Origin of the sequence: Leifsonia shinshuensis (assembly GCF_022606355.1) — a bacterium.
In the GTDB taxonomy this organism is placed as follows: Bacteria; Actinomycetota; Actinomycetes; order Actinomycetales; family Microbacteriaceae; genus Leifsonia; species Leifsonia shinshuensis_B.
On sequence record NZ_JAHHZQ010000002.1, the window covers coordinates 119017 to 145381 of the forward strand.

At 63.3% G+C, this 26365-nt stretch carries 23 protein-coding genes; 6 read left to right on the forward strand and 17 right to left on the reverse strand.

What is annotated here, in order from left to right:
- Nucleotides 1-18: 18 nt before the first annotated feature.
- The 3 genes from alr to KNO15_RS07355 form a co-directional block, all read right to left on the reverse strand.
- Nucleotides 19-1185 (reverse strand): alanine racemase, encoded by a 1167-nt coding sequence (alr, locus tag KNO15_RS07345; protein WP_241702823.1) that lies wholly within the window; start codon nt 1183-1185, stop codon nt 19-21.
- Nucleotides 1182-2738: an amino acid permease gene (locus KNO15_RS07350; RefSeq protein ID WP_374113155.1), complete on the reverse strand. Its 1557-nt coding sequence runs from the start codon at nt 2736-2738 to the stop codon at nt 1182-1184. Before KNO15_RS07350 ends, alr begins: the two co-directional genes overlap by 4 nt.
- A 246-nt stretch (nt 2739-2984) precedes the next feature.
- A complete protein-coding gene (locus KNO15_RS07355; protein ID WP_241702824.1) occupies nt 2985-3413 on the reverse strand; it encodes an Lrp/AsnC family transcriptional regulator in 429 nt (142 codons plus the stop codon).
- A 127-nt stretch (nt 3414-3540) separates the two neighbouring features.
- On the opposite strand from KNO15_RS07355, the gene KNO15_RS07360 reads away from it, so the two are divergent.
- The gene (locus tag KNO15_RS07360) at nt 3541-4743 is read left to right on the forward strand and encodes a trans-sulfuration enzyme family protein (RefSeq protein ID WP_241702825.1); all 1203 of its coding nucleotides are present in this window, start codon (nt 3541-3543) and stop codon (nt 4741-4743) included.
- A 482-nt stretch (nt 4744-5225) separates the two neighbouring features.
- On the opposite strand, the gene KNO15_RS07365 is transcribed toward KNO15_RS07360, so the two are convergent.
- From KNO15_RS07365 to KNO15_RS07380, 4 genes are all read right to left on the reverse strand, one after another.
- Nucleotides 5226-6506 carry a coiled-coil domain-containing protein gene (locus KNO15_RS07365; RefSeq protein ID WP_241702826.1) on the reverse strand — a complete coding sequence of 427 codons (1281 nt, stop codon included), beginning with the start codon at nt 6504-6506 and terminating at the stop codon, nt 5226-5228.
- 279 nt (nt 6507-6785) lie between these two features.
- Nucleotides 6786-7721 carry a cation diffusion facilitator family transporter gene (locus KNO15_RS07370; protein WP_242599419.1) on the reverse strand — a complete coding sequence of 312 codons (936 nt, stop codon included), beginning with the start codon at nt 7719-7721 and terminating at the stop codon, nt 6786-6788.
- Nucleotides 7722-7927: 206 nt separating this feature from the next.
- A complete protein-coding gene (locus tag KNO15_RS07375; RefSeq protein WP_241702828.1) occupies nt 7928-8302 on the reverse strand; it encodes an ArsR/SmtB family transcription factor in 375 nt (124 codons plus the stop codon).
- Between the two features lie 292 nt (nt 8303-8594).
- Nucleotides 8595-8999, reverse strand: a complete 405-nt coding sequence (locus tag KNO15_RS07380) for a four-helix bundle copper-binding protein (protein ID WP_241702829.1) — start codon at nt 8997-8999, stop codon at nt 8595-8597.
- Nucleotides 9000-9978: 979 nt separating this feature from the next.
- Between KNO15_RS07380 and KNO15_RS07385 the strand changes: the two genes are divergently transcribed.
- The 4 genes from KNO15_RS07385 to KNO15_RS07400 all read left to right on the forward strand — a co-directional run bounded on the left by KNO15_RS07385 (nt 9979) and on the right by KNO15_RS07400 (nt 14537).
- Nucleotides 9979-11247, forward strand: a complete 1269-nt coding sequence (locus tag KNO15_RS07385) for a Mur ligase family protein (RefSeq protein ID WP_241702830.1) — start codon at nt 9979-9981, stop codon at nt 11245-11247.
- Entirely contained in the window at nt 11244-11960 is a 717-nt protein-coding gene (locus KNO15_RS07390) for a type 1 glutamine amidotransferase (protein ID WP_241702831.1), read from the forward strand. The genes KNO15_RS07385 and KNO15_RS07390 overlap by 4 nt, the downstream gene beginning before the upstream one ends.
- 194 nt (nt 11961-12154) lie before the next feature.
- Nucleotides 12155-12928 (forward strand): M15 family metallopeptidase, encoded by a 774-nt coding sequence (locus KNO15_RS07395; RefSeq protein WP_241703880.1) that lies wholly within the window; start codon nt 12155-12157, stop codon nt 12926-12928.
- A 121-nt stretch (nt 12929-13049) separates the two neighbouring features.
- Nucleotides 13050-14537, forward strand: coding sequence for a hypothetical protein (locus tag KNO15_RS07400; protein WP_241702832.1), 1488 nt, complete (start codon nt 13050-13052; stop codon nt 14535-14537).
- Nucleotides 14538-14591: 54 nt separating this feature from the next.
- Here the strand turns inward: KNO15_RS07400 and KNO15_RS07405 are convergent, their stop codons facing one another.
- The 9 genes from KNO15_RS07405 to KNO15_RS07445 form a co-directional block, all read right to left on the reverse strand.
- Nucleotides 14592-14894, reverse strand: a complete 303-nt coding sequence (locus KNO15_RS07405) for a metal-sensitive transcriptional regulator (protein WP_241702833.1) — start codon at nt 14892-14894, stop codon at nt 14592-14594.
- Between the two features lie 20 nt (nt 14895-14914).
- Entirely contained in the window at nt 14915-17125 is a 2211-nt protein-coding gene (locus KNO15_RS07410) for a heavy metal translocating P-type ATPase (protein WP_374113156.1), read from the reverse strand.
- 83 nt (nt 17126-17208) lie between these two features.
- Nucleotides 17209-17463 (reverse strand): YHS domain-containing protein, encoded by a 255-nt coding sequence (locus tag KNO15_RS07415; RefSeq protein WP_241702834.1) that lies wholly within the window; start codon nt 17461-17463, stop codon nt 17209-17211.
- Between the two features lie 37 nt (nt 17464-17500).
- Nucleotides 17501-19813 (reverse strand): heavy metal translocating P-type ATPase, encoded by a 2313-nt coding sequence (locus KNO15_RS07420; protein WP_241702835.1) that lies wholly within the window; start codon nt 19811-19813, stop codon nt 17501-17503.
- A gap of 196 nt (nt 19814-20009) precedes the next feature.
- Nucleotides 20010-20219, reverse strand: a complete 210-nt coding sequence (locus KNO15_RS07425; RefSeq protein WP_241702836.1) for a heavy-metal-associated domain-containing protein — start codon at nt 20217-20219, stop codon at nt 20010-20012.
- A 134-nt stretch (nt 20220-20353) separates the two neighbouring features.
- A complete protein-coding gene (locus KNO15_RS07430) occupies nt 20354-21868 on the reverse strand; it encodes a multicopper oxidase family protein (RefSeq protein WP_241702837.1) in 1515 nt (504 codons plus the stop codon).
- Nucleotides 21869-21995: 127 nt separating this feature from the next.
- On the reverse strand, nt 21996-22652 hold the full coding sequence (locus KNO15_RS07435) for a DUF305 domain-containing protein (protein ID WP_241702838.1): 657 nt from the start codon (nt 22650-22652) through the stop codon (nt 21996-21998).
- 74 nt (nt 22653-22726) lie between these two features.
- Nucleotides 22727-23164, reverse strand: a complete 438-nt coding sequence (locus KNO15_RS07440; RefSeq protein ID WP_241702839.1) for a hypothetical protein — start codon at nt 23162-23164, stop codon at nt 22727-22729.
- A gap of 98 nt (nt 23165-23262) precedes the next feature.
- The gene (locus KNO15_RS07445; RefSeq protein ID WP_241702840.1) at nt 23263-23907 is read right to left on the reverse strand and encodes a hypothetical protein; all 645 of its coding nucleotides are present in this window, start codon (nt 23905-23907) and stop codon (nt 23263-23265) included.
- A 316-nt stretch (nt 23908-24223) separates the two neighbouring features.
- Here KNO15_RS07445 and KNO15_RS07450 point away from each other — a divergent pair, with 316 nt between their 5' ends.
- Nucleotides 24224-26071 carry a DUF4396 domain-containing protein gene (locus tag KNO15_RS07450; RefSeq protein ID WP_241702841.1) on the forward strand — a complete coding sequence of 616 codons (1848 nt, stop codon included), beginning with the start codon at nt 24224-24226 and terminating at the stop codon, nt 26069-26071.
- 32 nt (nt 26072-26103) lie between these two features.
- On the opposite strand, the gene KNO15_RS07455 is transcribed toward KNO15_RS07450, so the two are convergent.
- Complete coding sequence (locus tag KNO15_RS07455) at nt 26104-26343, reverse strand: hypothetical protein (RefSeq protein ID WP_241702842.1); 240 nt, start codon at nt 26341-26343, stop codon at nt 26104-26106.
- Between the last annotated feature and the right edge of the window lie 22 nt (nt 26344-26365).

Consider the following 26365-nt stretch of genomic DNA (forward strand, 5'->3'; position numbering starts at 1 on the left):
CGCCGACGCGGCACGGTCTCAGCGCCAGACTAGCGGGCCGCCCGCGGACGGGCGCACGGGCGCCGCCCGGTTCTCGCGCAGTGCGCGGCGCGGCAGCAGGCCTCCCCACGCGGTGTAGAGGTCGGCGGCGATCTGGCCGGATGCGCGCTCGAGGTCGTGGAAGCTGATCTGCTCGTCGCCCTGGCTGCCGCACAGGACGACCTCGTCCCCGATCCGCACGGAAGGGATGTCTGTGACGTCGATGACGCACGAGTTCATGGCGAGCTTGTCGACCACCCGCGCTCGCCTTCCCCGCACGAGCACGTCCGCCCGACCGCCGAGGTTCCGGTGGAGCCCCGAGCCGTAGCCGACGGGTACGACCGCCAGTCGAGACGCCCGCCGGGTGACGAACGTCCGGTCGTAGCCGACGCTGCGCCCCTCGGGATACTCGTTGACGGCGGCGATCTGCGACACGAAGGCGATGGCCGGACGCAGCCCCGTCACGGGCGCGCTGGTGTCTCCATACAGGGCGGCGCCGATCCGGACCAGGTCGAAACGGGAGGACGGTACGGTGAGGGCCGCGAAGGATGTCGCGCAGTGGCGCTGGGCCAGGCCCCCGGGAGCCAGCAACGCGACCGCCTCCGCCGATTGAGCCCGGAAGGCCGCAGCCCCCTCGGCCACATCCCCGGCATCCTCGCACGGGAAGTGCGCGCAGATCCCCACCGTCCGCAGAGCGGTCAGCCGGCCGATCGCAGCGAGGTCGGCGCGATACGCCGTCGTACCGAAGTCGATGCCGTCCCGGCTCAGTCCTGTCGAGTTGAGAGCCACATGCACCGGGATCGTCCGCCGGGTCGACCTGGCGGCCGATTCCACGATCCGAGCGTGCTGCAGACCGCCGACCCATTCTTCGATCAGCAGGTCTCCGGCGTCCTCGATCTCCTCCTTGGTGGCCGTACGCAATCGGATGACGCGCCCACGGAAGCCGAGCGCCCGAGCAGTCCTGGCCTCGTCGTTCGAGGTGACGCCGATCAGGTCGACGCCCGCGGCCATCAGCACCGGGAGGACGAGGTCGACACCGTGTCCGTAGGCGTCCGCCTTCACGACGCCGCAGAGCTGCGTCGTTTCGGGGAGGAGTCGCCGCACGACCGCGATGTTGTTCGAGATGGCCGCGGTGTCGACCTCGATCCACGCCGGACTCGTCATCATCGGCTCCGGTCGTCGTCCCGGTTCAGCGGGCGCTCCGAGAGCTCCTCCATGAACTCGGCGGCGGCAGGATCCTCCCGGACGTCCACCGGCGCCTCCTCCGACACCGCCGCGCGCCCCTTCGCGCCCCTCCGGCCGTAGCGCCACCAGAAGAAGAGGTAGCAGAGGCCGGTGAACGGGACGCCGAAGTACAGGGCGGCGATCTGGTTGGGATCGAACGCGATCGCGACGATCGAGATCAGCAGCAGCAGGAACGCGATGATCGGGAGGGCGGGGAAGAGCGGCGTCCGGTACGGGAGCGTCGAGAGGTCTCCGCCCCGGCGCACGAACGCGCGTCGGTGGAAGAACTGCGAGGCGACGATCGACATCCAGACGGCGACGACGGCGAATCCGGCGATCGAGACCAGCGCCAGGTAGACGCTCTGAGCCGCGATGACGCTGGAGAGGAGCGATACGAGCCCCAGCACCATGCTCACGCTGAGCGCGACCAGCGGGATCCCGCGCTTGGTGAGACGCATGAGCGACTTCGGCGCATGGCCTTCCTCGGCGAGGGAGAAGAGCATGCGCGCGCAGGAGAACAGCCCGCTGTTCCCCGCCGACAGAAGCGCGGTGATGATGACGAAGTTCATGATGTCCGGCGCGTACGGCACGCCGACGTACTGGAAGACGTCGACGAACGGGCTACTGGTCACCCCGGCCTTGTCGTACGGCAGGATGGCTGCGATCACGGTGATCGAACCGACGAAGAGGACGAGGAGTCGCAGCACGGTCGAGCGAAGCGCCCGCGGGATGTTCTTTCCTGGATCCTTCGTCTCACCGGCCGCCACGCCGATCAGCTCGGACCCGCTGAACGCGTAGAACACGGCCAGCGACGTCACGACCACCCCTCCGACACCGTTAGGGAACAGTCCGTGCGGGGTGCTGAAGTTGCTGAAGAGAACCGCCGCGGGGTGCTCGGAGGACAGCGGAGTGATGCCGAAGATCGCAGCGCCGCCGAGCACGATGAGCGCGACGATCGCCACGACCTTGATCAGAGAGAACCAGAACTCCGTCTCCCCGAACACCCGGGCGGAGATCGCGTTGACCGTGAAGAGGACGGCAGCGAAGATCAGGCACCAGATCCAGACCGGCACGCCGGGGAACCAGCGCTGCATGAGGATGCCCGCCGCCGTGAACTCGGATCCCAGGGCGACGACCCAGCACAGCCAGTACAGCCAGGCCGTTGCGAACCCTGTCGCCGGGCCGATCGATCGCGCCGCGTAGATGTGGAACGCGCCGGAGACAGGGTACGCGGTGGCGAGCTCCCCCAGGCACGCCATGACGAGATAGACGACAAGCGCACCGATGACGTAGGCGATGACCGCCCCGAGCGGGCCGGCCTGGCTGATGGTGTATCCGGAGCTGAGGAACAGGCCGGACCCGATCACGCCGCCGAGGGCGATCATGATCAGGTGCCTGGCGTCCATCGTCCGCTGCAGCTTTCGCAGCGGAACCTGGGTCGCGGTGGTGTGGGGCAGCGTGTTGGGGAGTTCTTTCTCCCCGGGAAGCGGGTTCATGATCTCTCGCATTCGAGGTCAGGCGATGGATGAAGCTACGTGCGTTATCCCCACATCAATGTGTCGATATGGCACGAGACGTTGGAGGGAGACTACCTGCGACCCGAGGCGAGCACAACGTGTGGCGGAGAAATGTGATCGGGCGGAAGTCGATTGGGCCAATGCGTCCGAGTCATGGTCGAAATGACCAGCCGACTGAACGTTCCGGCACCTTCGTGGCTCCTCCGCCACGAAGGCGGCGACGACCTACGCCCGGTCGATGACCCGGGCGAGGGAGACCGACGTGACGGTGTTGTCGACGCCGGGAATGGCGGCCACCTGCTCCCAGATCGCCCCGATGCGCTCCATCGTGTCGGCCTGGATCGTCACGAGCAGGTCGAACTCGCCGGAGAGGATGTCGCAGCGGACGACCTCCGGGATCTGCTCGAGCACGGTGAGGACGTGAGCGCCACGCATCCGATCGGCTCGGTACACCATGACGATGGCGGTGACCCGACGCGCTGCGGACGCACCCCGGACGACCGTGTAACCAGCGATGACACCGTCGCGCTCCATGCGCTCGAGACGTTGCTTGACGGCGTTCCGCGACAGATGGACTCGGTTGGCGAGGGTCACGAGCGGCACGCGAGCGTCTGCCGTGAGCTCGGCAAGGATGCCGTGATCGATTGCGTCCATCTCGCGTCGCCTCCCAGTTGCGTGCTTTATTAGCATGTGCGTATGTTGATGACACACACTAAGCCACATTTTGTGTGTCCACCACCTGCGCACGTCGTCGTGCGCTGACTTTTCGAAGGAGGCCCGCATGACTGCGCGCCCTGATCGCACTCGTCCCGAGACATTGGCAGAGTCCAGCCTCGCCGTGCACGCCGGGAACCGCCTCGACTCGACCAAGGCCCTGCGCACCCCGCTGGTCATGTCGAACTCGTATCAGCTTCCCGACGACCCCAGCGAGATCAGCTGGTCGGCCACCGCGCCGGGACTCTACACCCGCAACACGGGCGTCAACCAGGAGGCGCTCCAGCACAAGCTCGCGGCCCTGGACGAGGCGGAGGATGCGGTCGCGCTCGCCTCCGGCGTCGCCGCACTCCACGCCGTATTCTTCACCCATGTCCGCGTGGGCGACCACGTTCTGGTGAGCGACGTCACCTACGAGGCCACGTGGCGGCTCTGGACCGAGCTCCTGCCCGGGCGCTACGGGATCGAAGCGACCTTCGTCGACATCACCGACCTCGAAGCGGTCCGGGCCGCGCTGCGTCCGAACACCCGCCTGGTCTGCATCGAAGCCATCGCCAACCCCACGACGAAAGTCGCGGATGTCGCCGCGATCGCCGACATCGTCCACGACGCGGGCGCCATCCTCATGGTCGACTCGACCTACACGCCACCACCCCTCTACCGCCCGATCGCCGACGGCGCCGACCTGGTGGTCCACTCCCTCACGAAGTACATCAACGGGCACGGCGATGCCATGGGCGGCTCGGTCTCCGGCAGGCGAGAGCTCATCGAGCCGATCAAGGCCGACGCCATGGTCGATGTCGGAGGCATCATCTCGCCGTTCAATGCGTGGCAGATCCAGCGCGGGTCGGTCACGCTTCCGCTCCGCCTGCGTCAGCACCTGTCGTCGGCGGAGACGATCTCACGCTTCCTCGAAGAAGACCCCCGTGTCGCCTACGTCTACTACCCTGGTCTGCCGTCCCACCCCGAGCACGAGCTCGCCACCCGGCAGTTCCGCGGACGCGGATACGGCGGAATGATGGCGTTCGCCGTCCAGGGAGGCCCAGACATGCAGAACCGCTTCGTGGCGAATCTCCGACTGATCACCTCCGGCTTCTCGCTCGGCCACGACGACTCCCTCATCGTGCACACCGGGACCGAAGGCGGCCGCGTCGCGACCTACCCGGAACCCTTCCGCACGATGGGCCATCTGCGTTTGTCGGTTGGGCTCGAGGACGCGGCCGATCTCGTCACCGACCTCGCATATGCGCTCGACGAGACCTACGGGTGAAGCGCGGCCCTGGCAGGCGAACACGCGACATCAGAAGCCCACTCGAGCCATCTGCTCACGAATCTGGCTCTGGGTGGCGGCCGCCGCCGACTCTCTGCCGCAGCGGTGAGATTCGCCGGACCGCGGAGCGGCGGAGGGCGTGGGATTCGAACTCTCGCCACGGCCCGCTCAACCTCCGCAATACTTTCAAGATCCGCGGAAATTCGGCATCTTTGAGTGCTCAAGACCGCCACCCGATCCGGTTGGATTCTCCTCAAGTGTTGTCAAAGTGTTGTCACGCAATCGGGATGGCGGAACCGACTGAGATCCGCTCCGGAGCTGACCGCTCGGGAGCCGTCATGCCGGTCCAATGAGTCTGAATGCGCTCGATCCAGCTATCAGGGGACGATGCGTCAGCAAATCCTGCTTGCACGCCCGTTCAAACTGTCAGAGCGAGCACTATCAAAGCTTGAAAGCATGAGGTTTCTTTACCTCAAGGGCGGCTACATCGGATCGTTGATGTGGAGGTGGTCGCAGGTGTCGTTGAAGTCTTGGAAGTTGCGCAGGGCAGGCTCGTTTCCTGCGTTACGTCGGCAGCTGCGCTGACCTAGACCCGAACCGTAGGGCATCCTCGGGTCCAGGACACGGATCAACGTCAACGAGTTGCCGTCGGCACCGGTAGCGGAGCTCCCATTGAAGCTGTAGAAGTCCACCGCATGGCCGCCACCTCCTGCATAGTGTTGCGAATAGATCCCGGCGCCCTCGATCTGGCCGGTGCAGCGACGATTGATATCGCTGACCCCGACGCTCGAAAAGGTGTGAAGAGCAATCACCATTGCTTGAAGCACCTGTGTGTCGATTCCGCAGTTCGGCACCGAGCGGCCCTCTGCGATCCACCGGATCTCCATGATGTGGTCGGGGTAGGAACCGGACAGCCGTCCGGCTGAGACGTATCCCATCAGCTCCTGGGCAAGTGCGCGCGCATCGGTAGATACTGGCGCGCTGGGACCCGCGGCCGCGGCTGCTGCCGCCGCGGCAGCTGCTGCCGCGGCAGCCGCAGCAGCTCGCGCCGCAACTCCGGCTTGATACTGCTGCTCGGTCACCGCTGTCGCGCTGGTGAGCGACGCCAGCTGAGCTTGAAGCTCATTCTCGTGAGCTGTCTGAGCGGACAGGGCTGCGATCATGTCCCGTTGTGCCTGCACGGCCTTTGCGAGCGCTGCTTTCGCCGCGGCCGCCAGGGCAGCGAGGGCATTCTTTGCCGACACGGCCTGGTCGCTGGCCGCCTTGGCATTGTTGCTGTCCTGAGCCGCTTGTGAGTACAGGCCGTTGATTGTCGAAGTGAGCTTTCCCAGGCTGCTCAGTCGATACAACAGTCCGTCTGCGTCGGTCGACTTACTGAGCAGGAGGCTCCCGGTGAGGTTTTGGTCTCCCGTGCGGATCAACTTTGCCATCACCGTCGCCGCCTGCTGGTGTGAGGTCTCGGACTTCTTTTTCAGTCGCGCCGCCTCGGCGGCCAGCATGTCCGATTTCTTCTGGCCCGCGGCCAGGGCGAACTGGGCCGCCTCGTTATCCTTTTCCCGAGCGGCAGCGGCATCCTCGGCCGCTTTCGCTTGCGTTTTGAGCCCAGCAATAAGCGCGGTGATCGCATTAACCTGGGCCTGCTTGGCGGCCTCGCTGGATCGAGCGGCCAGTACATCGCCCCACGATGGATAGTTATCCGCAAACGCTTTCGGGACGGCGACCCCATTCCAAGCGGCCAGAACCGCCACAACCACGAGGATCACCCCCAGACGCGACCAGACGTACCCACTGTGGGGCGCAGAGCCGAGAGGTAGTCGCATTTCGCTTCCGAAGAGTAGGGAACCTGATTGTGGGGGCGAACAGGCCCGGTCGCCAGTTCCCGACGCTAACCCGTGACGGGTCGCTGCCTTCCCGCAACACGCCGTCGGTAGGCCCGCCGTTGAGGAACGTCCTCTGCCCGAGCGCGTGCCTACGCAAGTCGAGTCGCCTCGAATTCGTCCCGGGGTCTCAGTGTTTGCTGCGCAACGGAGACAGCAATCCAATCAGCTGGCGAGCTGAGCTGTGGCGGAGCTGCCGCTAGCGCTCTGAGGACGGATCACAAAGTCGTCAAGGTTGCGCACGGTGGAGCGCACGTGACTGGATGCGGCAGCGGCGACGGTGTCGGCCACCTCAAGGCTTACGTCGTCCAGGGTGATCGTTGCGTTGCCTTGGAGTCGGTGTCCGACCCAGCGCAACTGGACACGCTCGACGCCTCGCACCCCTGGTGTTTCGGCGAGGGCGTCTTCGACCGTGTGTACGAGTCCGGGTTCGATGCCGTCCATCAGCCGGCGCCCGATGCTGCGTACTGTGCCCCAGAGCAGCACGACGATTGCGACAGAGATGAGCAATCCCACGATTGGGTCGGCGAGCGGAAAGCCGACCATTGCGCCGAATGCGCCGAGCAACACCGCGAGGGACGTGAAGCCGTCCATCCGGGCGTGCACACCATCGGCGACCAGAGCGGCGGAGCCGATCTTCTGTCCGACCCGGATCCGGTAGATAGCGACCGCCTCGTTGCCGAGGAACCCAATAAAGCCGGCGGCGACAACCCACCACAGGTTGTGCAGCGGTTGCGGGTTGATGAAGCGTTCGATCGATTGCCAGGCGGCAACAATCGCCGACAAAGCGACCACGGCGATGATGAAGAGACCTGCAAGATCTTCCGCCCGGCCGAATCCGTAGGTGTAGCGACGGGTCGCGACGCGGCGGCCGAGAATGAATGCAATCCACAGCGGCACCGCGGTGAGCGCGTCGGAGAAATTGTGGACCGTGTCGGCGAGCAGCGCGACCGAACCGCTGAGGAGCACGACGACGAACTGCAGGATTGTGGTTCCGAGCAGCAGGAACAGACTGACCTTCAGCGCCCGCACGCCCTCGCGGCTGGCTTCCAGCGCGTCATCGATGGAGTCGGCGGCGTCGTGCGAGTGCGGCACGAACAGGTTGTAGAGGAACCCTTTGAACCCGCTGGGGTGACCGTGGTCGTGGTCGTGACCATGTCCATGCGCGTGGTCATGCTCGTGCTCGCCGTGCGCGTGATCATGCTCGTGCTCGCCGTGCGCGTGATCATGCTCGTGCTCGTGAGGCTGGCCATCGTCGTGGTTGTGCTCGCCGATGGCTCCGTGGTCGTGGTGGGGGTGCGGAGTGGTCACGCTGTCGCCTCATCGGGTTCGGCTTGCGGGTGATGGTGCCGCGGACTTCCCTCGAGGGCGTGTTCGGCTTGGAAGATGGCGTCCGTGACCAGCTGTCGTGCATGCTCGTTGGCCAGCTGGTAGAAGACGCGGGTGCCTTCCTGCCGCGAGGAAACGATCCGAGCGAGGCGGAGTTTTGCCAAGTGTTGGGAGACGGACGCGGGTGTCTTGTCCAGGATATCGGCGAGATGGTTGACCGAGAGTTCCTGGTCGCGGAGAGCGAGAATGATCCGCACCCTGGTCGCATCGGCGAGCATGCCGAATACTTCCACGGCCAACTCGACGTACTGGCTGTCCGGCAAGCGCCCACATATCGCGTTATCTGCATCCATACGCAGATTATTGCATAAATTCTCGGGACCGAGGTCACAGGGTCCCGTGAGAACCTGGCCGGGACGTCGATGGAGGAGAACTTATGGCGCGCAGTCTGACGTGTAAGGCGTGCGGCGAGGTCATTGTGGGTGATACCGACGACGACTTTGTGGAAATGGCTCGAGAACATGCTCGCGGGCACGGCCACGTGGGTCCGGCGCTGACGAGGGAGCACATTCTGGCCCGGTTTGAGCACGACCACTTGGGCGATCACGGCCATGAGGACCGCGACCACTCGAACCCGCGGACTGGTTAGAGGCTGCCGATGAGGTCGGCGCAGGCCTGTTCGCAGCGCCGACATACGTCGGCGCAGATGCGGCAGTGTTCGTGCATGCTGGCGTGCTTGTCACATTCGTCTGCACACGCACCGCAGGCCGCCCGGCACGATTCGAGTGCCGCTCGGGTGACGTTTGCGTTGGAGCCGGTGTGCCGGGAGAGGACGTTGGCGGTGGAGGCGCAGATGTCGGCGCAGTCGAGGTCGGTGCGCACGCACTTGACCAGGTCTGCCACCATCTCTTCGCTGAGACAGGCGTCGGCGCAGGCGGTACAGGTTTGCGCGCACTCGATGCACGCTTCGATGCAGGCGACGAGCTTTTGTCGGTCGACGTCTCCGAGGTCGGCGGGGTAGCTGTCGAGCATTTGTTCAACGGCGGACATAATGCTTCTCCTTCATGATCAGCAGCCCCCTGCATGGGCGAGGGTACGCCGAAAAGACGAAGCTTGCTCGATCCGACCTTGAAGCACGGCACATCGCATAGCGGACGTTCAAATGCCGGACACTGCACGCCGGTCACGTAGTTCCCCCGACCCGTAACGACCGATCTCGGACGGCGACCCCTACCTATGGCAGCTTCTGATCAGAGGCGTATTCCGCGTGTGGGCCGCCTTGCCTGCAGAATCAGCGATAGCCAATCGTTTTCGGACCGGCGGGATGGGGACATCGCCGTGCTCAAACTCGACGAGGGGCACGCAGTCGCTTTTGTCGGGGTCGTGCCGCCACGACTCGCTCATTCCGCTCTGCCGACCCGGACCGGCTGGGCAACCGTTCAGGTCAGTTTGGAAGAATGCTCCTGATCAAGGAGTGGGGATAAACATGATTCGCGTGCACGATGTCAATGGGCATCGTCGAGCGCGCTCACTTTTGTTGGCGATGGCCATGTTTTTCGTCGCCGTCCTAGTGACGATGGCGTGGGTCCATTCGAGTCCTCGCCATGCCGTCAGCGGCTTCCCGGTGGACACCGTGGCAGCATCGCAGCCAAGTCTGGTTTACGCTGCGCACGACTCGATCGAAAGCCACAGCGACAACCCCTCCGCCGAGTCAGAGGACCATTCTTACCTCCGTTCTCGTTACAGCGACACACTTCTGCCCCTGGCCAATGCGTTGGCAGCGCAGAGCGTAACGACGCTTTCCTTAGACCTCAGGCACGTTCAGATACCTGCGCCCGATGAACGACTAGTTCCTGTGCCAGGCGGATCAGTCTCTGCCGTCAAATTTTCAGTGAGTCGAACCTAGGAACATCTCTCTGGGGACGTTCGCGTCCCCAGATCCGATGCACCTAGCAGCCGCGGTATGCGGCACATTCGCGCGCGCCATCCCATGCGCGCCACGCTTAGCCGACTCACTGAAAGCCCGACCGTGAAACATCTAATCCCCATTTGCATAGGAAAGACTGCCCGCTCGCTGCTGCGACTCGCCCACCGCGGGTCCGCGCTCCCCGGCCTCATCGTCGAACGAATCGATGCTGCACTCCTTCCAGACATCCTCGGCTCCCTTCCTCGCGGCGTGGTGGTGGTTGCTGGAACCAACGGAAAGACCACGACAACAAGACTCGTCGTCGAAGTTCTCCGAGCGCATCACATTAGGGTCTTTTCCAACCCGAGCGGCAGCAATTACAGCCGCGGCATTCTCTCGTCGCTCCTAGGACAGATCTCGTTCTCCGGCCGGCTAGATGCGGACATTGCCGTGCTTGAACTCGACGAGGGGCACGCGGGTGCTTTTGTCGAAGTCGTGCCACCACGACACTCGCTCATTCTGAATGTCATGCGCGATCAAATGGATCGGTACGGCGAAATCGACCACACGACGAATCTGCTTCATCAAGTCGCTGTGGCGACCACAGATGATGTCGTGGTCAACGATTTGGATCCCCGGCTACACAGTGGCCGCTTTCTGAGAGACGTCGATGCCACCGTGTCCAGTTTCAGCGCATCCTCCGAGCTTCGAACCCTTTTTCCCGGAGATGACGAGCTTCTTGACGCCGATCCGCCAGCACCAACCGCGATCTCCGATCAGACAACGCTTGAGCGGATCGACCCGAGCCCTCTCGTATCATTTGATGGCGCTTCCCATCCACTCACGCTCTCGTTCGGAGGTACGTTCAACACTCTCAACGCGGTCGCTGCCCTTGCGATCTGTCGTGCGGTTCTCCGTGGCGAGTTTGACCCAGGCCATGCCTTCCAGGCATTAGCCAACACCACGCCGGCATTCGGGCGAGGTGAGCTGATCGCGGTCAACGGACAGACGATCCACCTGGTCTTAGTTAAGAATCCTGGCGCATTCCGGGCAGCGTTGGAATCGTACTCGGGCGATGGCGCACAGACGATGATCGCGCTAAATGATCATGACGCCGACGGAAAAGACGTCTCCTGGATATGGGACGTCGACTTCACCGCCCTCAGATCCGACCCGGTTCGTGTTGTGACCGGAACACGCGCAGCAGATCTCGAACTTCGGCTTCACTACGACGACATAACGGCGGAGATCCGCGAACCCAATATCGGAGGTGCGTTGGAACTCTTCATCGAAACCCCATCGCCGACAGTTAAGCGCATCTACTGCACTTACACCGCGATGCTCGCAATCAGGCGGACTCTTCGTCCCGGGATCCTTGGAGAAGCAGCATGAAACGGACCCTGACAATCCTGTCGCTTTACCCGGCGCAGATGAATGTCTACGGTGACCGCGGTAATGTGCTTGTCCTCCGGCGTCGCCTCGAGTGGCGAGGATACCGGGCCAACATTCTCGAGCTCCATCCCGGTGAAAGCCTCCCCCGAGACATCGATCTGATAATCGGAGGTGGGGGGCAAGACCGCGGACAGGTCGCGATTCAGCCCGATCTTCTCCGTCACCGAAACGACTTGCGGGCGATGGCCGAAGATGGAACCCCGATGCTGATGGTGTGCGGGCTTTACCAATTGTTCGGCCGTTCCTTGCGAGTAACGGACGGCACCCAACTAACCGGGATCGGTATTTATGACCTCGAGACCCAGCCTGCACCAAGACGCAGCATCGGCAATGTCACCGCTGAAACGACAGAGTTTGGAACGCTCGTCGGATACGAAAATCACGCCGGAGCAACCACTCTCGGCCCAGGCACGCCAGCCCTAGCCACAGTTGCACCTGGCCAGGGCAACAACGGCATCGACCGTACAGAAGGCGCGCGCAGGTGGTCCACCTTTGGCACCTACCTCCACGGCCCCCTCCTTCCACGCAACCCCCTCTTCGCCGACCACCTGATCCGCATCGCGCTCGAGCGGCGGTTCGGCCGCGTTGAGCTATCCGAGCTCAGTCATGCCGCCGAGCAGTTGGCGCGAGCATCCGGAGGTCGGCGTCGGTGACCCCCCGACATGAACGCGCGCATAAATCGCGAATCGCGCGAGCCCGTCAGATCAGCAGCGAAACGATGGGTGTGGTGCGCTCAATGTGGGCTGACTACGTGCACATGCGGCCACTAGTGCGAAGGTCCTACCGGGAGCGCCTGACCTTCGCGTGGTCAATTGTTGTCGGCGCAATTCTCATCGCGGCGGTGATGATGAGCCTCGGAGCCGTCTACGGCATCATCGCTCCCACGGATGCTACCAACCGCGGCCGCAGCGAAACAGCGACCGCTACCTCGCCGCCACGGACACGACCAGTACCCACCACCCTCCCCACCCCGGTGCGGTTGGGGCCCCACTCGCTGACTGACCCCAGCAGCCCCTGGTTCCTCGTCAACAAACTCCGTCCCATCCCCGGTGCTGCCACCTACACACCCAGCGACCTGACGACCCTCCCTGCGGAGATCCCCAACCCAAATGATCAAACCCTCCGACAGGCTGCCGCAGCAGCATTTGTCCAACTCGCCGCAGCCGTGAAAGCTGAAACCGGAGCAACTCTCGTTGCCCAAAGTGGGTACCGCTCCTTCAAATACCAGACCGGCGTCTATGCCTCCTACACGAAGCTCTACGGCGGAGCCGCGAACGCGGACGCAACGAGCGCACGCCCCGGTTACAGCGAACATCAGACAGGGATGGCGGTCGACATTCTCGATACACAAAGCGGTTGCGGGCTCGAAGACGAGTGTTTCGGCCAATCGCCGACTGGGGTGTGGCTCGCCGCTAACGCATACCGATTCGGATGGATCCTTCGCTACCCGCCCAACAAATCGGCCGTCACAGGGTTCGCGTACGAGCCATGGCACTTTCGGTGGGTCGGCACATCACTGGCTTCCCAGCTTCACGACAGTAGGAAGCAGACATTAGAAGAGTTCTTTGGACTTCCACCTGCACCCACCTACGCAAGCTCCTCCCAAGCGATCACACGCTAGCTGAAGGCTCCCTACCCCCGATCGGGCACCACATAGAGAAGCTGGTGGCCCCCGACCTGCGCTTAGATTCCTGCACCTTTTCCATCTATCCTTATACCCCGTGCGGGTATAGCATCTCGCCATGGATCCCTCCCAACCAACCGGCGTTGGACGCCCAAGCGGGTGGATTATCGTCGGCGCGAGCGGGCTGGGGCTGGCTTCGGCGTACTGGGACGACTCCTGGCATTCCACCCTCGGGCGCGATAGTCCCCTGATCCCCCCGCACCTTCTCTTGTATGCGTCGATCGCGACGGTTGGCGTCAGTTTGGGTCTCTGGGCGTTGCGCGTACTTCGCGATACCCGTTCCCTCCGTACCCTTGTACGGGCGCCTGGGTACATCCTCGCCGCGGCAAGCGCTGCTGCTACAGCGATCGCCGCACCCGCCGACGCCTTCTGGCACAGCACTTTTGGGCGCGACGCAGTTCTATGGTCGCCTCCGCACCTGCTTTCGGTGATCGCAACAACCGTCCTCTTGGGCTCGACGCTTGTGAGCGTTTCCGATCGGCCGTGGCGCCAGCTGCAGATCGGGTTGTCCACCGTCATGCTCGCTGCAGCTCAGATTCTCGTGATGGAGTACGACACGAACGTCCCCCAGTTCAGCGAGACGCTCTACCTGCCTGTTGCGCTGCTCTCGTTGTTGGCCACCGGGTGGGTGATCATTCGCACGACCGGGTTCCAATTCACCCTTACAACCGCGATCGTCGCGTACATCGTGTTTCGCGCGGCACTGACCATCGGGCTAACGGAGGCGGGTTGGTTGGCGCCGGATCTGCCGCTTGCGCTTCTCGGTCTGGCGGCCGTCGACTTCCTTCAGAAGCTTCCACGGTTGCGATGGCTGGTCGCCGCCAGCGTCGTGGCCATGCTTGCATCCATACTCTCTGCAGTCGGGCTCAGCAGCGTGCAAATTGGGTCGATCTTGCCCTGGACGATGGCAGTCCTGGGCGCTGCTCTCCTGGCTGTCTTTGTTGTCGGGGTCCGAAATCGCGCCGCCACAGCGACGATCGTTCTCCTGCTCGGGTTGAGTTTTGCGCTGGGTACACCTGTGCGGGCGAACGCCCATGACCCTGGGCAGGGGCCGTCCTTCGGAACGGCGGCCCTTTCTGTTCGGGGCGACGGGAGGGGTGAACTCACCGTTACTGTGGACGACTTCCGTACCACGGCGACAATGACGGGTCCGGCGTGGCTGGTTGCCCGTCGGGCCGGCCAAACGATTACGGCACCGCTCACGGCCGATTCGGTGGGCACGTCCGGTCGGGCGACCGGTCGAATGTCACTTCCATACCCGGGGCTGTGGTTTGTCTACGCGGACGTTTCATCCTCCGAGGGGAAGCTGGAGGTGTGGCTTCCGATCTCCCACGACCTCACAGGAACCATCAACCAAACTCGGTCGCTCTATCAACCGACGGAAACGCGCGTGTGGTCGGCGACGCAATATCTGTTTGCCCTGTCACTTGTTGCGATCGGAGCGTTGCTAATGGTCTTGTTGATCATCTGCGTGCGTCGGGTCCCGACTTCTGGAGCCACGCGGCGGTCTTACAAGAGCGGCGCGCAGCCATCATTGACTCGTTGACGGGGGGCCATAGCTGCTCCTGGGCGCGCTTGTGTAGCCCGGGTCTTGCTGTGATTAGGAGCGGACTAACCGCGCAATGGCGTCCGATGCCTCTTTCATCTTGGCGTCCGCTTCCTCGCCGCCCAGCTTGACCGCGTCGGTAACGCAGTGTTTGAGGTGGTCGTCGACGAGGCCGAGAGCAACCGATTGCAGCGCCGAGGTGAGTGCAGAAATCTGGGTGAGGATGTCGATGCAGTATTGCTCCTCGTCGACCATCCGATATACCCCACGGGCCTGGCCCTCAATGCGCTTGAGACGGTTGAGGTACTTGTCCTTGTCGGTGATGTAGCCATGCGTTGGTTCTGTAGCGGTGTCCATCGTCTGTCGTCCTTCGGGTGTTATACCTGTCGCGCCAACTCTGGCTGAGCAGGTTGATCGGTTCGATGGAGCATCGCACGGGTGCTCACTTCTGGCCGCAAGTCCAGGCGACGCAACAGCTGCGCGTTCAGGGCGACGACAATCGTGGAGAGCGACATCAAGATCGCGCCGACCGACATCGGCAACACAAATCCTATGGGACCCAGAACACCCGCCGCGAGCGGGACCGAGATCAAGTTGTAACCGGCTGCCCACCACAGGTTTTGCTTCATCTTCCGATAACTGGCTCGGGACAGTTGGATGACCGAGAGCACCGAGCGGGGATCGTCGCTGGCGAGAATAACTCCGGCGGACGCGATCGCGACATCAGTGCCGGCGCCGATCGCGATCCCGACGTCCGCCTGGGCCAGCGCGGGGGCGTCGTTGACGCCGTCACCCACCATCGCCACCTTGCGGCCTTCAGCCTGCAGTTCTTTCACCTTGGCGGATTTGTCTTCGGGGCGGACGCCCGCGAAGTAGCGGTCAATTCCGAGTTCGGTGGCAACAGACTTGGCGACCGCATCGGCGTCGCCGGTGATCATGACGACGTGTATGTTCTGGGCGTGGAGCGCGTCGATGGCTTGCCTGGACTCTTCGCGCACCTCGTCGGCGAGTTTGAGCGCGCCGACGACCTGCCCGTCGACCAATACGTGCAAGATGATCGCACCCTCTTCGCGCCAGTCATAGGCGACCTCGAGTTCATAGCCGTTCTCCTGCTCCAGCAGGTGCGGGCCCCCGACCTGGACCCGGGAACCGTCCACCATGGCGGTGACACCGACTGCCGGGGACGACGCGAATCCGGTGGCCTTCGGCACCGTGAGCTGCCGCTCGTTTGCCGCATTCACGATCGCTCGGGCAAGTGGGTGTTCGGAGTCTGCCTCCGCGGCGGCAGCAAGCGAGAGCACACGATTCTCATCGTAGTTAGCGGTCACTTCGATAGCGGACACGGTTGGCTCCCCCTTGGTGAGCGTCCCTGTCTTATCGAACAGGACGGTGTTCACCGTGCGCATGCTCTCCAGCGCCAGCCGGTCCTTGATTAGCACGCCGCCACGGGCCGCTCTCTCGGTCGCGATCGACACGACGAGCGGGATTGCGAGGCCGAGTGCGTGCGGGCAGGCGATCACCAGAACGGTGATGGTGCGGACGACGGCGTCGTCTGGGAGTCCGATCAGGGTCCAGACGATCGCCGTGATGATGCCGGAGCCGAGAGCGAACCAGAAAAGCCATCCAGCAGCGGTATCGGCGATCCGTTGGGCGCGGGAGGACGAGTTCTGCGCTTCTGTGACCAGGCGTTGGATGCCGGCCAGGGCGGTGTCGTCGCCGACGGCGGTGATCTCTACCCGCAGGCCGGAGTCGGTGGCGACCGTTCCGGCGATGACGGTGTCGCCTGAACCGCGTCGGACGGTGCGGGACTCGCCGGTGATCATGGACTCGTCCATGCTCGCCGAACCGTCCACGATCTTCCCGTCCGCCGGAACGCGGCCGCCGGGTCGAACCACGACAATGTCGCCGACGCGCAGCGCTGACGGTGGTACCGAGACTGTCTGGTCGCCGTCGACCCGTTCGGCCTCGTCCGGTAGGAGCGCGGCAAGGGAGTCGAGGGCAGACGTTGTTTGGGCGAGAGATCGCATCTCGATCCAGTGCCCGAGTAGCATGATCACGATCAGCAGGGCGAGTTCCCACCAAAAGTCGAGCTGGTGGTCGAGGATCCCGAGGCTCGCGCCCCACGATGCGAAGAACGCGACCGTGATGGCCAAAGCGATCAGGAGCATCATCCCCGGTTTCCGGGAACGAAGTTCAGTGACGGCGCCGGTGAGGAAAGGCTTCCCGCCCCACACATACATGACCGTACCCAGGACCGGCGAGATCCAGTCGATCCATGCGGCGTCGGGGAGGCGGTAACCGAGGATCATCGCGAACATTGGCGAGAAGACGACGACCGGCACGGCCACGACCAACATAATCCAGAACAGGCGACGGAATTGCCCGACGTGGTCGCCGTGACCGGCGTGCCCAGTCATGTCGTGCCCACCGTGCTCAGCCGTATCGTGGCGGGCGTGGTCGGTCACGTCGTGGGTGGACGTCTCCTGGCCGCCCGGTCTGGCCGTGTCGTGGTGGGCGTGCGCATCCGGACCTGCTTGCACGGTCTGGGCGGGGACGGAGTGGTTTTCGTGCCCGGCGTGGTTGGTCATGGTTCCTACCCTGTAACGGTTGCAGGTTTCTGTCGAGATCAGGTCTGGCGGCGGGGCGACCGCAAGCAATAGTCGCGGTTTTGTCAGGCGGTTGCGTATCGGGCGGGGTCGGCGTCGAATTTCGGTCCGCATCCGGCGCAGCAGAGGTAGTAACGGGTGCCCTCGTAGTCGCGGTAGAGGCCAGCGGCTTCCGCGTCTGCCTTGACGACCAGGCTGCCTTGCATGACCGGGCATTCTGCAAGGTCGGTGGCAGTCGGTCCGAGGAGGTTCTGGGTCCCGGTGGGCACCCCGTGGTGGTGCTCGTGTGCGCTGGCGGTGTGGTGGTGGTTGTCGGTCATGGCGTTTGCCTTCTTTCGGCGTTGGGTGGATGGGAAATCAGGCGTTCTCAAGAGCCGGCTTGGCTGTCGCGCCCTGAACGAGACGTTCTGTGTTGGTTGGGTTCGGCTTGAACGATCGGAGGCGGAGGCTGTTGCTCACAACGAAGACGCTGGAGAATGCCATCGCGGCGCCCGCGAGCATTGGATTCAGTAGACCCAGAGCGGCCAACGGGATGGCTGCCACATTGTAGGCGAACGCCCAGAAGAGGTTGACTTTGATTGTGCCGAGGGTGCGCCGGGCGAGACGGATCGCGTCTGCGGCGGAGCGGAGGTCGCCGCGCACCAGGGTGAGGTCTGCGGCTTCAATGGCGACGTCCGTGCCGGTACCCATCGCCAAGCCGAGATCAGCCTGGGCAAGGGCGGCAGCGTCGTTGACGCCATCACCGACCATCGCAACGACTTTCCCTTCGGCCTGCAGCCGGGTGACGATATCGACTTTGTCCCTGGGCAGTACCTCGGCGATGACTCGGTCGATCCCAACCTGGGCGGCAACCTGGTTGGCTACGGTCGCGTTGTCGCCCGTGAGGAGCACGGGCGTTAGTCCCAGTCGTTTGAATTGGGCGATTGCCTCCGCGCTGGTGTCTTTGATCGCATCCGCCACGACGAGAACGCCGCGCGTGGTCCCGTCCCAGGCGACGACGATCGCGCTTTGCCCTGCGGCTTCGGCAGCCTTTTTGGCAATGGCAAGCGTCGAATCGGCCGGAACTGACCATTCTGTGAGCAGCGAATCGCGACCGACCAGTACAAGGTGACCGTTTACGACGCCCTGCACGCCCATCCCTTCGATATTGGCGAACGATTCGACTGTCGGAAGCGAGCCGACGCGCTGCGTGGCTCCCTTGGCGATGGCTTGGGCGATGGGGTGCTCGGAGGCGTCTTCGACGGCGCCCGCAAGCCGCAGCAGCTCGGCCTCGTCGACCCCCTCGGCCGCGTGAACAGCCAGGAGGGTCATCTTGCCGGTGGTGACGGTGCCCGTCTTGTCGAGCACGATCGTGTCCACCTTGCGGGTGGATTCGAGCACTTCCGGTCCCTTGATGAGTATGCCGAGTTGGGCACCACGGCCGGTTCCGACCAGCAGTGCGGTCGGTGTCGCCAACCCGAGCGCGCACGGGCAGGCGATAATCAAGACAGCGACAGCGGCGGTGAAGGCGGCTTCGACCGGGAATCCGCTTGCCAGCCAGACGCCGAGCGTGGCGATGGCGATGGCGATCACGATGGGCACGAACACGCCGGAGATCTTGTCCGCCAGGCGCTGCACCTCGGCCTTGCCCGACTGCGCATCCTCGACTAGCTTCGCCATCTGCGACAGCTGGGTATCCGTTCCAACCCTCGTCGCGCGGACGACCAACCGTCCGCCGGCGTTCACCGTTGCACCCACCACGCTGTCGCCCTCACCGACCTCGACCGGGACGGACTCGCCGGTAAGCATGGACGCGTCGACCGCGCTCGTGCCATTCACGACAACACCGTCAGTGGCGATCTTCTCCCCCGGGCGCACCACGAACTCGTCAGCAACCGCGAGCTGATCGGTGGGAATGCGTGTCTCGATGCCGTTACGGAGCACCCCCACGTCCTTCGCGCCGAGCGCCAGAAGGGTGCGCAAAGCCGCACCAGCCTGACGCTTCGAACGTTTCTCGAAATATCGGCCGGCCAGGACGAACATCGTCACCCCGGCAGCGACCTCGAGATAGATGTTGCCGGCGCCGCTACTGGGTACGACCGAAAATTCAAAACCGTGAGTCATCCCTGGCATTCCGGCCGTGCCGAAGAACAGGGCATATAGAGACCAGAGCAGGGCAACGGAAGTGCCGACGGAGACAAGGGTGTCCATCGTCGCTGCCCCATGCCGGAGGTTGATGAACGCTGCCTTATGGAACGGCCAACCTGCCCACACGATCACCGGGGCGGCGAGCGTCAGTGACAACCATTGCCAATAGGTGAACTGGAACGCCGGGATCATCGCCAGCGCGATCACCGGAACAGAAAGTGCGACGCTCCCGATGAGTCGCTGCCGCAGCGTAATGAGCTCCACGTCGGGGGCGTCCTCGGGCACTGCGTTTTGCGGCGCCACGACCGGAAGCGTGGCGCTATAGCCTGCCTTCTCCACCTCGGCGATCAGCGTTTGCGGATCGAATTCGGCCGGGGCGCTCACCCGCGCCTTCTCGGTGGCGTAGTTCACGGTCGCGATGATCCCGTCGAGCTTGTTCAGCTTCTTCTCGATTCGCATCGCGCACGATGCGCAGGTCATTCCCCCGATTTCGAGTTCGATGTTCGCGGCAGCGGGCGGTATGAGCGCTTCGGGTGTGGCCATGTGATCCTCCGGGATCGGGCAGCGCCAACAGGCGGTTGAATGGATTAGCGGTGCGCCGGGCTGCGGTAACTCACAGACGGCTGTTCAGCCGAGTGGGTGAACCACCGGCCGCATCTGCTGGAAACAGCAGCCGCGCCGGGGTGTTGGCGCTGCCAAAGGACGTCCAGCCCCACCCGACCCGGTGGGAGTGCTCAGCTCAGACACGAACGGCTGAGTAGCCGGCCTCCTCGACCGCAGCGAAGACTTGTGTGTCATCGAGGTCGGTCGCGCTGGTCACAACCAGCTTGCCGGTTGCTGCGGACACGTCGATGTTTTCGACACCTGCGATCTGTTCTACTTCTTCGCGGACTGACATCTCACAGTGACCGCAGGTCATCCCGGTAACTTCATACTCAGTGGTCGACATTGTCATTCCTCCAGAAATACGGGCACGGGGTATCCTTCCCTCACCAACATGATACCCCCGGCCCGTATTCCCGCCAAAGACGAGCATCACACCGAATATGGCCGAGCAGTTTTGCTCAGCAATCGACGCGGTTGCTATTTCTGGTAAGCGAGCACGGCCATCATGCCGGATTCGCCGTGGTAGATGTTGTGGCAGTGACTCAGCCAGAGGCCTGGGTTGTCGGCGTCGAAGTCGACGCGAAGAGTCTTGCCGGGCAGGACGATCGAGGTGTCCTTGCGGGGACCACGGCCGGGGTGTTGGTAGGTGTGCCCGTGCAGGTGCATCGGATGCCACATGGTGGTGTCGTTGACGAATTCCAGTCGTACACGCTCCCCCTGTCGAATAGGGAGGGCGTCTTGCAAGGGTCGGTCCGGATTGTATCGTCGGCCGTTTATTGCCCACTTATAGGAGTTCATGCTGCCGGACAGGCTCATTCTCACCGTGCGGTCGATAGTACGGGACTTCAATTGCACCGCGTCGTCCGCGATCAGATCTCCGGCGATGCCCACCCGCGTCGAGTTGAGCTCGGGCAGCGTCTTCAGGGGCGCTGGCGCGACCCCACCGCCGGTGCGAAGGACGGCGTAGGCGGCGGCATCTTTGCCTTCGGCGGACGCCACGAGCGGGAAGACTCCGTCGCCGGCGGTGACGATGACGTCGTACCGCTCCCCCATCCCGATCAGGACACTGTCGACCTCGCGATGCTGGACAGGGTAGCCGTCGGTGTGGGTGATCGTCAGAGTGTGTCCGCTGAGAGCGACTCGGAACGCGGTGTCGGCGCCAGCGTTGATGAACCGGATCCGAATCTTCGACCCGGGTTTACTTGTGAAGGTTTCTGGATCGGCGGCGGGTCGGCCGTTGATCAGATAGAGCGGGTAGAAGACGTCGCCAGTGTCGCCGCCGAGCAACGCCGAGTTGGTGCCCATGAGCATGTTCCCCATCCGCATGAGCATTCCGTCCATCCCCATCGAGCCCATCCCTTTGGAGAGATCGTTCAAGACTTGGTCGGGTGTGGCGGTAAGTCCGTCAAGCCAGTCGTCGAGGATGACGATCCATTCTTGGTCGTAGCTCAGGGGTTCTCGCGGATCGTCGATGATTAGTGCTCCATAGAGGCCGCGGTCGATTTGCACGCCGACGTGGGGATGGAACCAGTAGGTGCCAGGGTGTTCGGCGGTGAAGTCATATTGAAAGGCGTCGCCGGCGGCGATCGGGCTCTGGGTAAGCGGGGGTACCCCGTCCATGTCGTTGCGAAGAGCGATGCCGTGCCAATGCACCGAGGTCGACGTTGGTAATCGGTTGGAGACGTGCGCCTGGATGGTGTCCCCGGCACGAGCTCGGATGACGGGTGCCGGTGTTGAGCCGAACGTCCACGTGTTCGCGATCCGACCGGCGAAGTCGAGTTGCGACGGCTGGGCATCCAACGCGACAGTGGTGGCTCGTCCGGTGCGCCGGCGCGCCTTCTCCGCCGCCGCAATGGCCGCGGATGTCGGAGAAATCAGGGCGGGTGTCACTGGGGTGCAAGCAGCCAGCGCGGCGAGCGTGGCGGCACCGACGCTTGCGCTGAGGAAGGTGCGTCGGGTGAGCGGGCGTGGGCGTTCCGCAAAAGCGGGCATGGCGGACCTCATTAGGGACAGAGCAGACCAAGGGAAATGGGCCCGGTGAGGTGGCGCAGGGGGAATGCGGGTTCCACCCCACCGGGGTCAACGTCAGGCGCGACTCAAGGATCGCGACCTGTGCACGCTAGCCGAGGGCCGTCAGCATGGCTTTCATATCGGCGATCTCCGTGGTCTGGGAGTTGACGATGTTGTCTGCGAGCTTCCTGGCGGCACCATCCTTGCCACCCGACTGTTCTTGCTTGGCCATGGTGATCGCACCTTGGTGGTGCTGGATCATCAGAGTGAGGAACTGCTTATCGAACGCGGTCCCGGTTGCGGCCTTCAGGCTGTCCATGTCTTGTGCGGTCATCCCCGGCATGGAACCCATGCTGGAGGAAGCGGTGGGCATTGGGGTGGACATGTCCATTCCGGACATGTCGCTGGGGGTCGGCGAGCTCGAGCCCATTCCGGACATAGTGACCGGTTCGCCCCAGGACTTCAGCCAGGACTTCATCTGCTCGATCTCGGGCTGCTGGGCGGCTTTGATTTTCGTGGCCAAGTCCTTGACCTGGGTCGAGGTGGCACGTGTCGGGGCGAGATCGGCCATCTCGATAGCGCCTTCGTGATGCACGATCATCATCTGCGCGAATGTGACGTCTTGTGTGTTATGTGCCGCCGAGGGCGTGGAGGACATACCGGACATACCGGACATGTCTCCCATGCCGGAACCGGTACAGGCGGTAAGGAGGCCACCAGCGGCCAGTACCACGCCGGCAAGGGCGAGACGAGGTGCGATTTTCATGAGTACTCCAAAGGTTGGGTTGGGGATTTCAAGGCTGTATCAGATGGGAGAAGCAGAGCCCTCCCCTGCAGCCTCTAAATCCGCAGTACCTGGAGAACCAAAGTTCGATCCCGGGCCCGCACCGCGGCGTCCTGTCGCCATCGCACGATGAGTCGAGGCGCGCTGAACGGGAGCTTGTTTCCCAAAGGGGAAGCGAGCAGCAAAAGCAGGGCAGCAGCGAGCAAGAACAGGCAGGCGTGCATGGCATCGTGACTCATCGGTCCGGCCAGTGCCGGCGTCGAGGTAAGTCCCGCGTGCGCCGCGTCCGGGGATCGGTGGGTGGTGGGCGCAGCCATTGAAGAGTGCATGCTCATCGGGTCCGCCTGAGCGGAGGCCGCGGTGGAGGCGGCTGTCATGGGCATGTCAATTCCCATGTGCATGGCAGCGATTCCGGAAACGAGTGCGAGCACCATCAATACCCGACCGACGATTGTCGTCGCTCGGGTCTGGTGCCGCGCGGTCTCCTTGTCCACTTCGTAAAGAATACCCACCAGTGGTATCGCGAGGAAATGCGCGCGGGGCATTCTCAGGTCCGCGACACGGCCCGGGTCCCCTGCCGCCGCCGCAGTAACTACCGCGCTGCCTGGCTTCGCCGACGGCGCCGCGACAGGGAGACGGTTGCATCGGGTCGTTGACGTGAAGGTGGTTGCAGGTGTCGTAGAAGTCTCGAAAATTGCGCAGGTCGGGCTCGTTTCCCACGTTCGCTCGGCAGTTGGTTTGGCCAAGGCCCGAACCGTAGGGCATTCTCAGGTCGCGGATGCGGATCAACGTCAAGGAGTTGCATTCCCAGGAGGCCCAGCCGATACAGCAGTCCGGTGCGGTCGGCGGAGGTGCTGGTCAGCAAAGTTCCAGTAACACTCTGCCCTCCCGTGCGGGCGAACTTCGCCATCACCGTCGCCGCCTGCCGGTGGGAAGTCTCGGACTTGGTTTTCAGCTGCGCAGCCGTGGCAGTCAGCAGGTCCGCCTTCTTTTGGCCCGTTGTCAGTGCGAATTGAGCCACTTCGTGTTCTCGTTCGCGGGCAGCGGCGGCGTCCTCGGCCGCTTTCACTTGTGTCTTGAGACTTGAAATCAGCGCGGTGATCGCGTAGACCTGGGCCTGCTTTGCCGCCTCATTTGAACGTGCGGCCTGAACATCGCCCCACGACGGATACGTGTCGGCCATCGCTTTGGGCACCGTGATCCCGCCCGAGGCGGCGACGAGGACAGCAATCACCATCCCAGCCCAAAGTCTCCACGAGCCGATGCCGCTCGAAGGAGTTGCGGCGTGACGTCGTAACATTCTGAGTCCGAATCGTATGTGTGAAGCCGTAGCCTTCGGAAGGAGATCGGTCGTTGGCTCCCCGACGCTAACCCGTGACCGCTTCTCGCTCCCCCGCAACACGCCGTCAACGAATTCGGGCGGGTTTCGATGCGATCTTCTGATTAGCGGGATCTTGCGGCGCCCCGGCCGACATTTGCTTTGCCGAGGGAACTGGGCGTACTTTTTACCCCGCCGGGGTATAAGCGCGCTTGTGCCCGGGGAAAGGAGACGCGTGCTTATTCAACCGATCGACTATTTCCTCGTTGCCTGGTTTGTTCTGGCGGCCCTTTCTGCCCTCTACGTCGGAGTGGACCAATTCCGAAACAACCCAGAACCTGGCGTGATGAAGTGGGGCTTCATTCTCGTCACTCTCTATCTGGGACCGATCGGGTTGCTGCTGTACGTGCTGGTCGACAAGGAACCACATCCGGGCGAACACGAAGAGTTCACGAAACCGTTGTGGAAACAGGGCGTCGGCTCCACGATCCATTGTGTCGCCGGTGACGCCACCGGCATCATCGCCGCTGCGGCGATCACCGCTGCGCTCGGCCTGCCGATGTGGCTGGACCTCATCGTCGAGTACCTTGCCGGGTTCGCGTTCGGGCTCCTAATTTTTCAATCCTTGTTCATGAAGAGCCTGATGGGCGGCACGTACCTACACAACGTGCGCAGCACATTTCTGCCGGAATTCATCAGCATGAACTTCATGATGGCTGGCATGGCGCCAGTGATGACATTGCTGATGATGGGTCCCGACATGCGTGCAATGGAACCGACAGAACTGCTGTTCTGGGGGGTGATGTCGGTAGGTGTCGCCGCGGGTTTCGCGTTGGCGTATCCAGCGAATGTCTGGTTGGTCTACAAGGGCCTCAAGCACGGCTTGATGACGCGCCGGTCATCGACCCCAGGCGAGAGTCACCAGAACCACCAAAGCAGTATGACGGGCATGGGCGGTATGGGCATGCCGGGGGCCCAGCAGCCAACTCGGCCGCAAGTGGCGGCCGTCGCTCTCGTCGGCATGATTGCCCTTGTTGCGGGGATCTCGGCGCCGTCCACCACGGTCAACATGTCATTAAGCGCTCGTGACGTGGGCGGTTCGATCATGCCGCCCGGGATGATCATGACGCGCGACACCCCGGGAGCTGCGATGCGGGACATGGCCGCGGTCGACCCAAGGGACGTGACCGCTACAGCCGCCGGGGACGCCCGCGGCGACCAAGTGCTACAGCCGCAATTGGTCGACGGCGTAAAGGTCTTCGACCTCACTGCGTCGATAGTGAGATGGCAGATCCTCCCGGGCGTTTGGGTGGACGCTTACGCGTATAACGGCCAAGTTCCGGGTCCGCGCCTGGACTTTGTGCAAGGCGATCGCGTACGCATCAATGTGACCAATCGGCTGCCGGAATCCACCACGGTGCATTGGCACGGTCTCGACGTCCCCAATGACATGGACGGCCCGGCCCTGATCACTCAGCATCCCATCGAACCCGGTAAGACGTTCACCTACCAATACACGGTGAAACAGGCGGGCACATTCTTTTACCACTCGCACGATCACGCCGACCGGCAAGAGGCGTTAGGACTGTACGGGGCACTAATAATTGCGCCGAAACGTTCAGCCGATGCGATTCGCGCGGATGTGGACTACACCATTCAGCTCGGCGAATGGCTCAACCGAAACGGACTCACGTGGCCGGCGATGCCGATGGAGGGCGGGCTGGCGAACTACTTCACGATCAACGGAAAGGCGTACCCGTCCACCGAGACGATTCGAATGAAGGTCGGACAGGTGCTGAAAGTTCGGTTCATTGGATCGAACTCCGTCGATATTCATCCGATGCACATCCACGGTGGCCCGTTCGAGGTGGTCGCAAGGGACGGTGAGACTCTTGCCCCGTCGGCGCGGTTTGCTGCCGACACGATCAACATCGGGCCCGGGCAACGCTACGACGTCCTCTGGAAGGCTCGTGCGCCCGGAAAATGGTTGATCCATTGCCATATCAATCACCACACCACGAACAACAATGTGGAGCAGGACGGCGCTGGCGGCCTGACCATGATCATTGACGTGTCGTCGTGATTAGGTGCCCGTGCTGGGGCGAGGAATGTGCGTCACATTCTCATTGAGAACATCGAGAGAAAGAACGCGAGCGCGCCAACGGCGACGACAACGAACGCACCGATGATAAGGGGGCGATGTTTACGTGCTTTTGCCGGGAGCACGGGCTCAGGCGCAGCTCCGGTCTCCCACCAGGGCCGCTCATTCTGATTTTCAGGCACCACTTCTTCTCCTTCGCTGCCGATCTGCGCTTGCACCGGATGCCGCTCCCGGCAGCCCACGGCGCGCAACATGCACGGCCACCTCGCGTGCGTG

Coding starts and splice junctions, on each gene's coding strand:
- KNO15_RS07415 (WP_241702834.1), bottom strand. CDS start 17,463: ATGACCGACAACCACCACCACACCGCCAGCGCACACGAGCACCACCAC.
- KNO15_RS07455 (WP_241702842.1), bottom strand. CDS start 26,343: ATGTTGCGCGCCGTGGGCTGCCGGGAGCGGCATCCGGTGCAAGCGCAG.
- KNO15_RS07400 (WP_241702832.1), top strand. CDS start 13,050: ATGGATCCCTCCCAACCAACCGGCGTTGGACGCCCAAGCGGGTGGATT.
- KNO15_RS07390 (WP_241702831.1), top strand. CDS start 11,244: ATGAAACGGACCCTGACAATCCTGTCGCTTTACCCGGCGCAGATGAAT.
- KNO15_RS07380 (WP_241702829.1), bottom strand. CDS start 8,999: ATGTCCGCCGTTGAACAAATGCTCGACAGCTACCCCGCCGACCTCGGA.
- KNO15_RS07360 (WP_241702825.1), top strand. CDS start 3,541: ATGACTGCGCGCCCTGATCGCACTCGTCCCGAGACATTGGCAGAGTCC.
- KNO15_RS07350 (WP_374113155.1), bottom strand. CDS start 2,738: ATGAACCCGCTTCCCGGGGAGAAAGAACTCCCCAACACGCTGCCCCAC.
- alr (WP_241702823.1), bottom strand. CDS start 1,185: ATGATGACGAGTCCGGCGTGGATCGAGGTCGACACCGCGGCCATCTCG.
- KNO15_RS07410 (WP_374113156.1), bottom strand. CDS start 17,125: ATGACCAACCACGCCGGGCACGAAAACCACTCCGTCCCCGCCCAGACC.
- KNO15_RS07430 (WP_241702837.1), bottom strand. CDS start 21,868: ATGCCCGCTTTTGCGGAACGCCCACGCCCGCTCACCCGACGCACCTTC.
- KNO15_RS07395 (WP_241703880.1), top strand. CDS start 12,155: ATGAGCCTCGGAGCCGTCTACGGCATCATCGCTCCCACGGATGCTACC.
- KNO15_RS07405 (WP_241702833.1), bottom strand. CDS start 14,894: ATGGACACCGCTACAGAACCAACGCATGGCTACATCACCGACAAGGAC.
- KNO15_RS07435 (WP_241702838.1), bottom strand. CDS start 22,652: ATGAAAATCGCACCTCGTCTCGCCCTTGCCGGCGTGGTACTGGCCGCT.
- KNO15_RS07420 (WP_241702835.1), bottom strand. CDS start 19,813: ATGGCCACACCCGAAGCGCTCATACCGCCCGCTGCCGCGAACATCGAA.
- KNO15_RS07445 (WP_241702840.1), bottom strand. CDS start 23,907: ATGGTGATTGCTGTCCTCGTCGCCGCCTCGGGCGGGATCACGGTGCCC.
- KNO15_RS07425 (WP_241702836.1), bottom strand. CDS start 20,219: ATGTCGACCACTGAGTATGAAGTTACCGGGATGACCTGCGGTCACTGT.
- KNO15_RS07355 (WP_241702824.1), bottom strand. CDS start 3,413: ATGGACGCAATCGATCACGGCATCCTTGCCGAGCTCACGGCAGACGCT.
- KNO15_RS07375 (WP_241702828.1), bottom strand. CDS start 8,302: ATGGATGCAGATAACGCGATATGTGGGCGCTTGCCGGACAGCCAGTAC.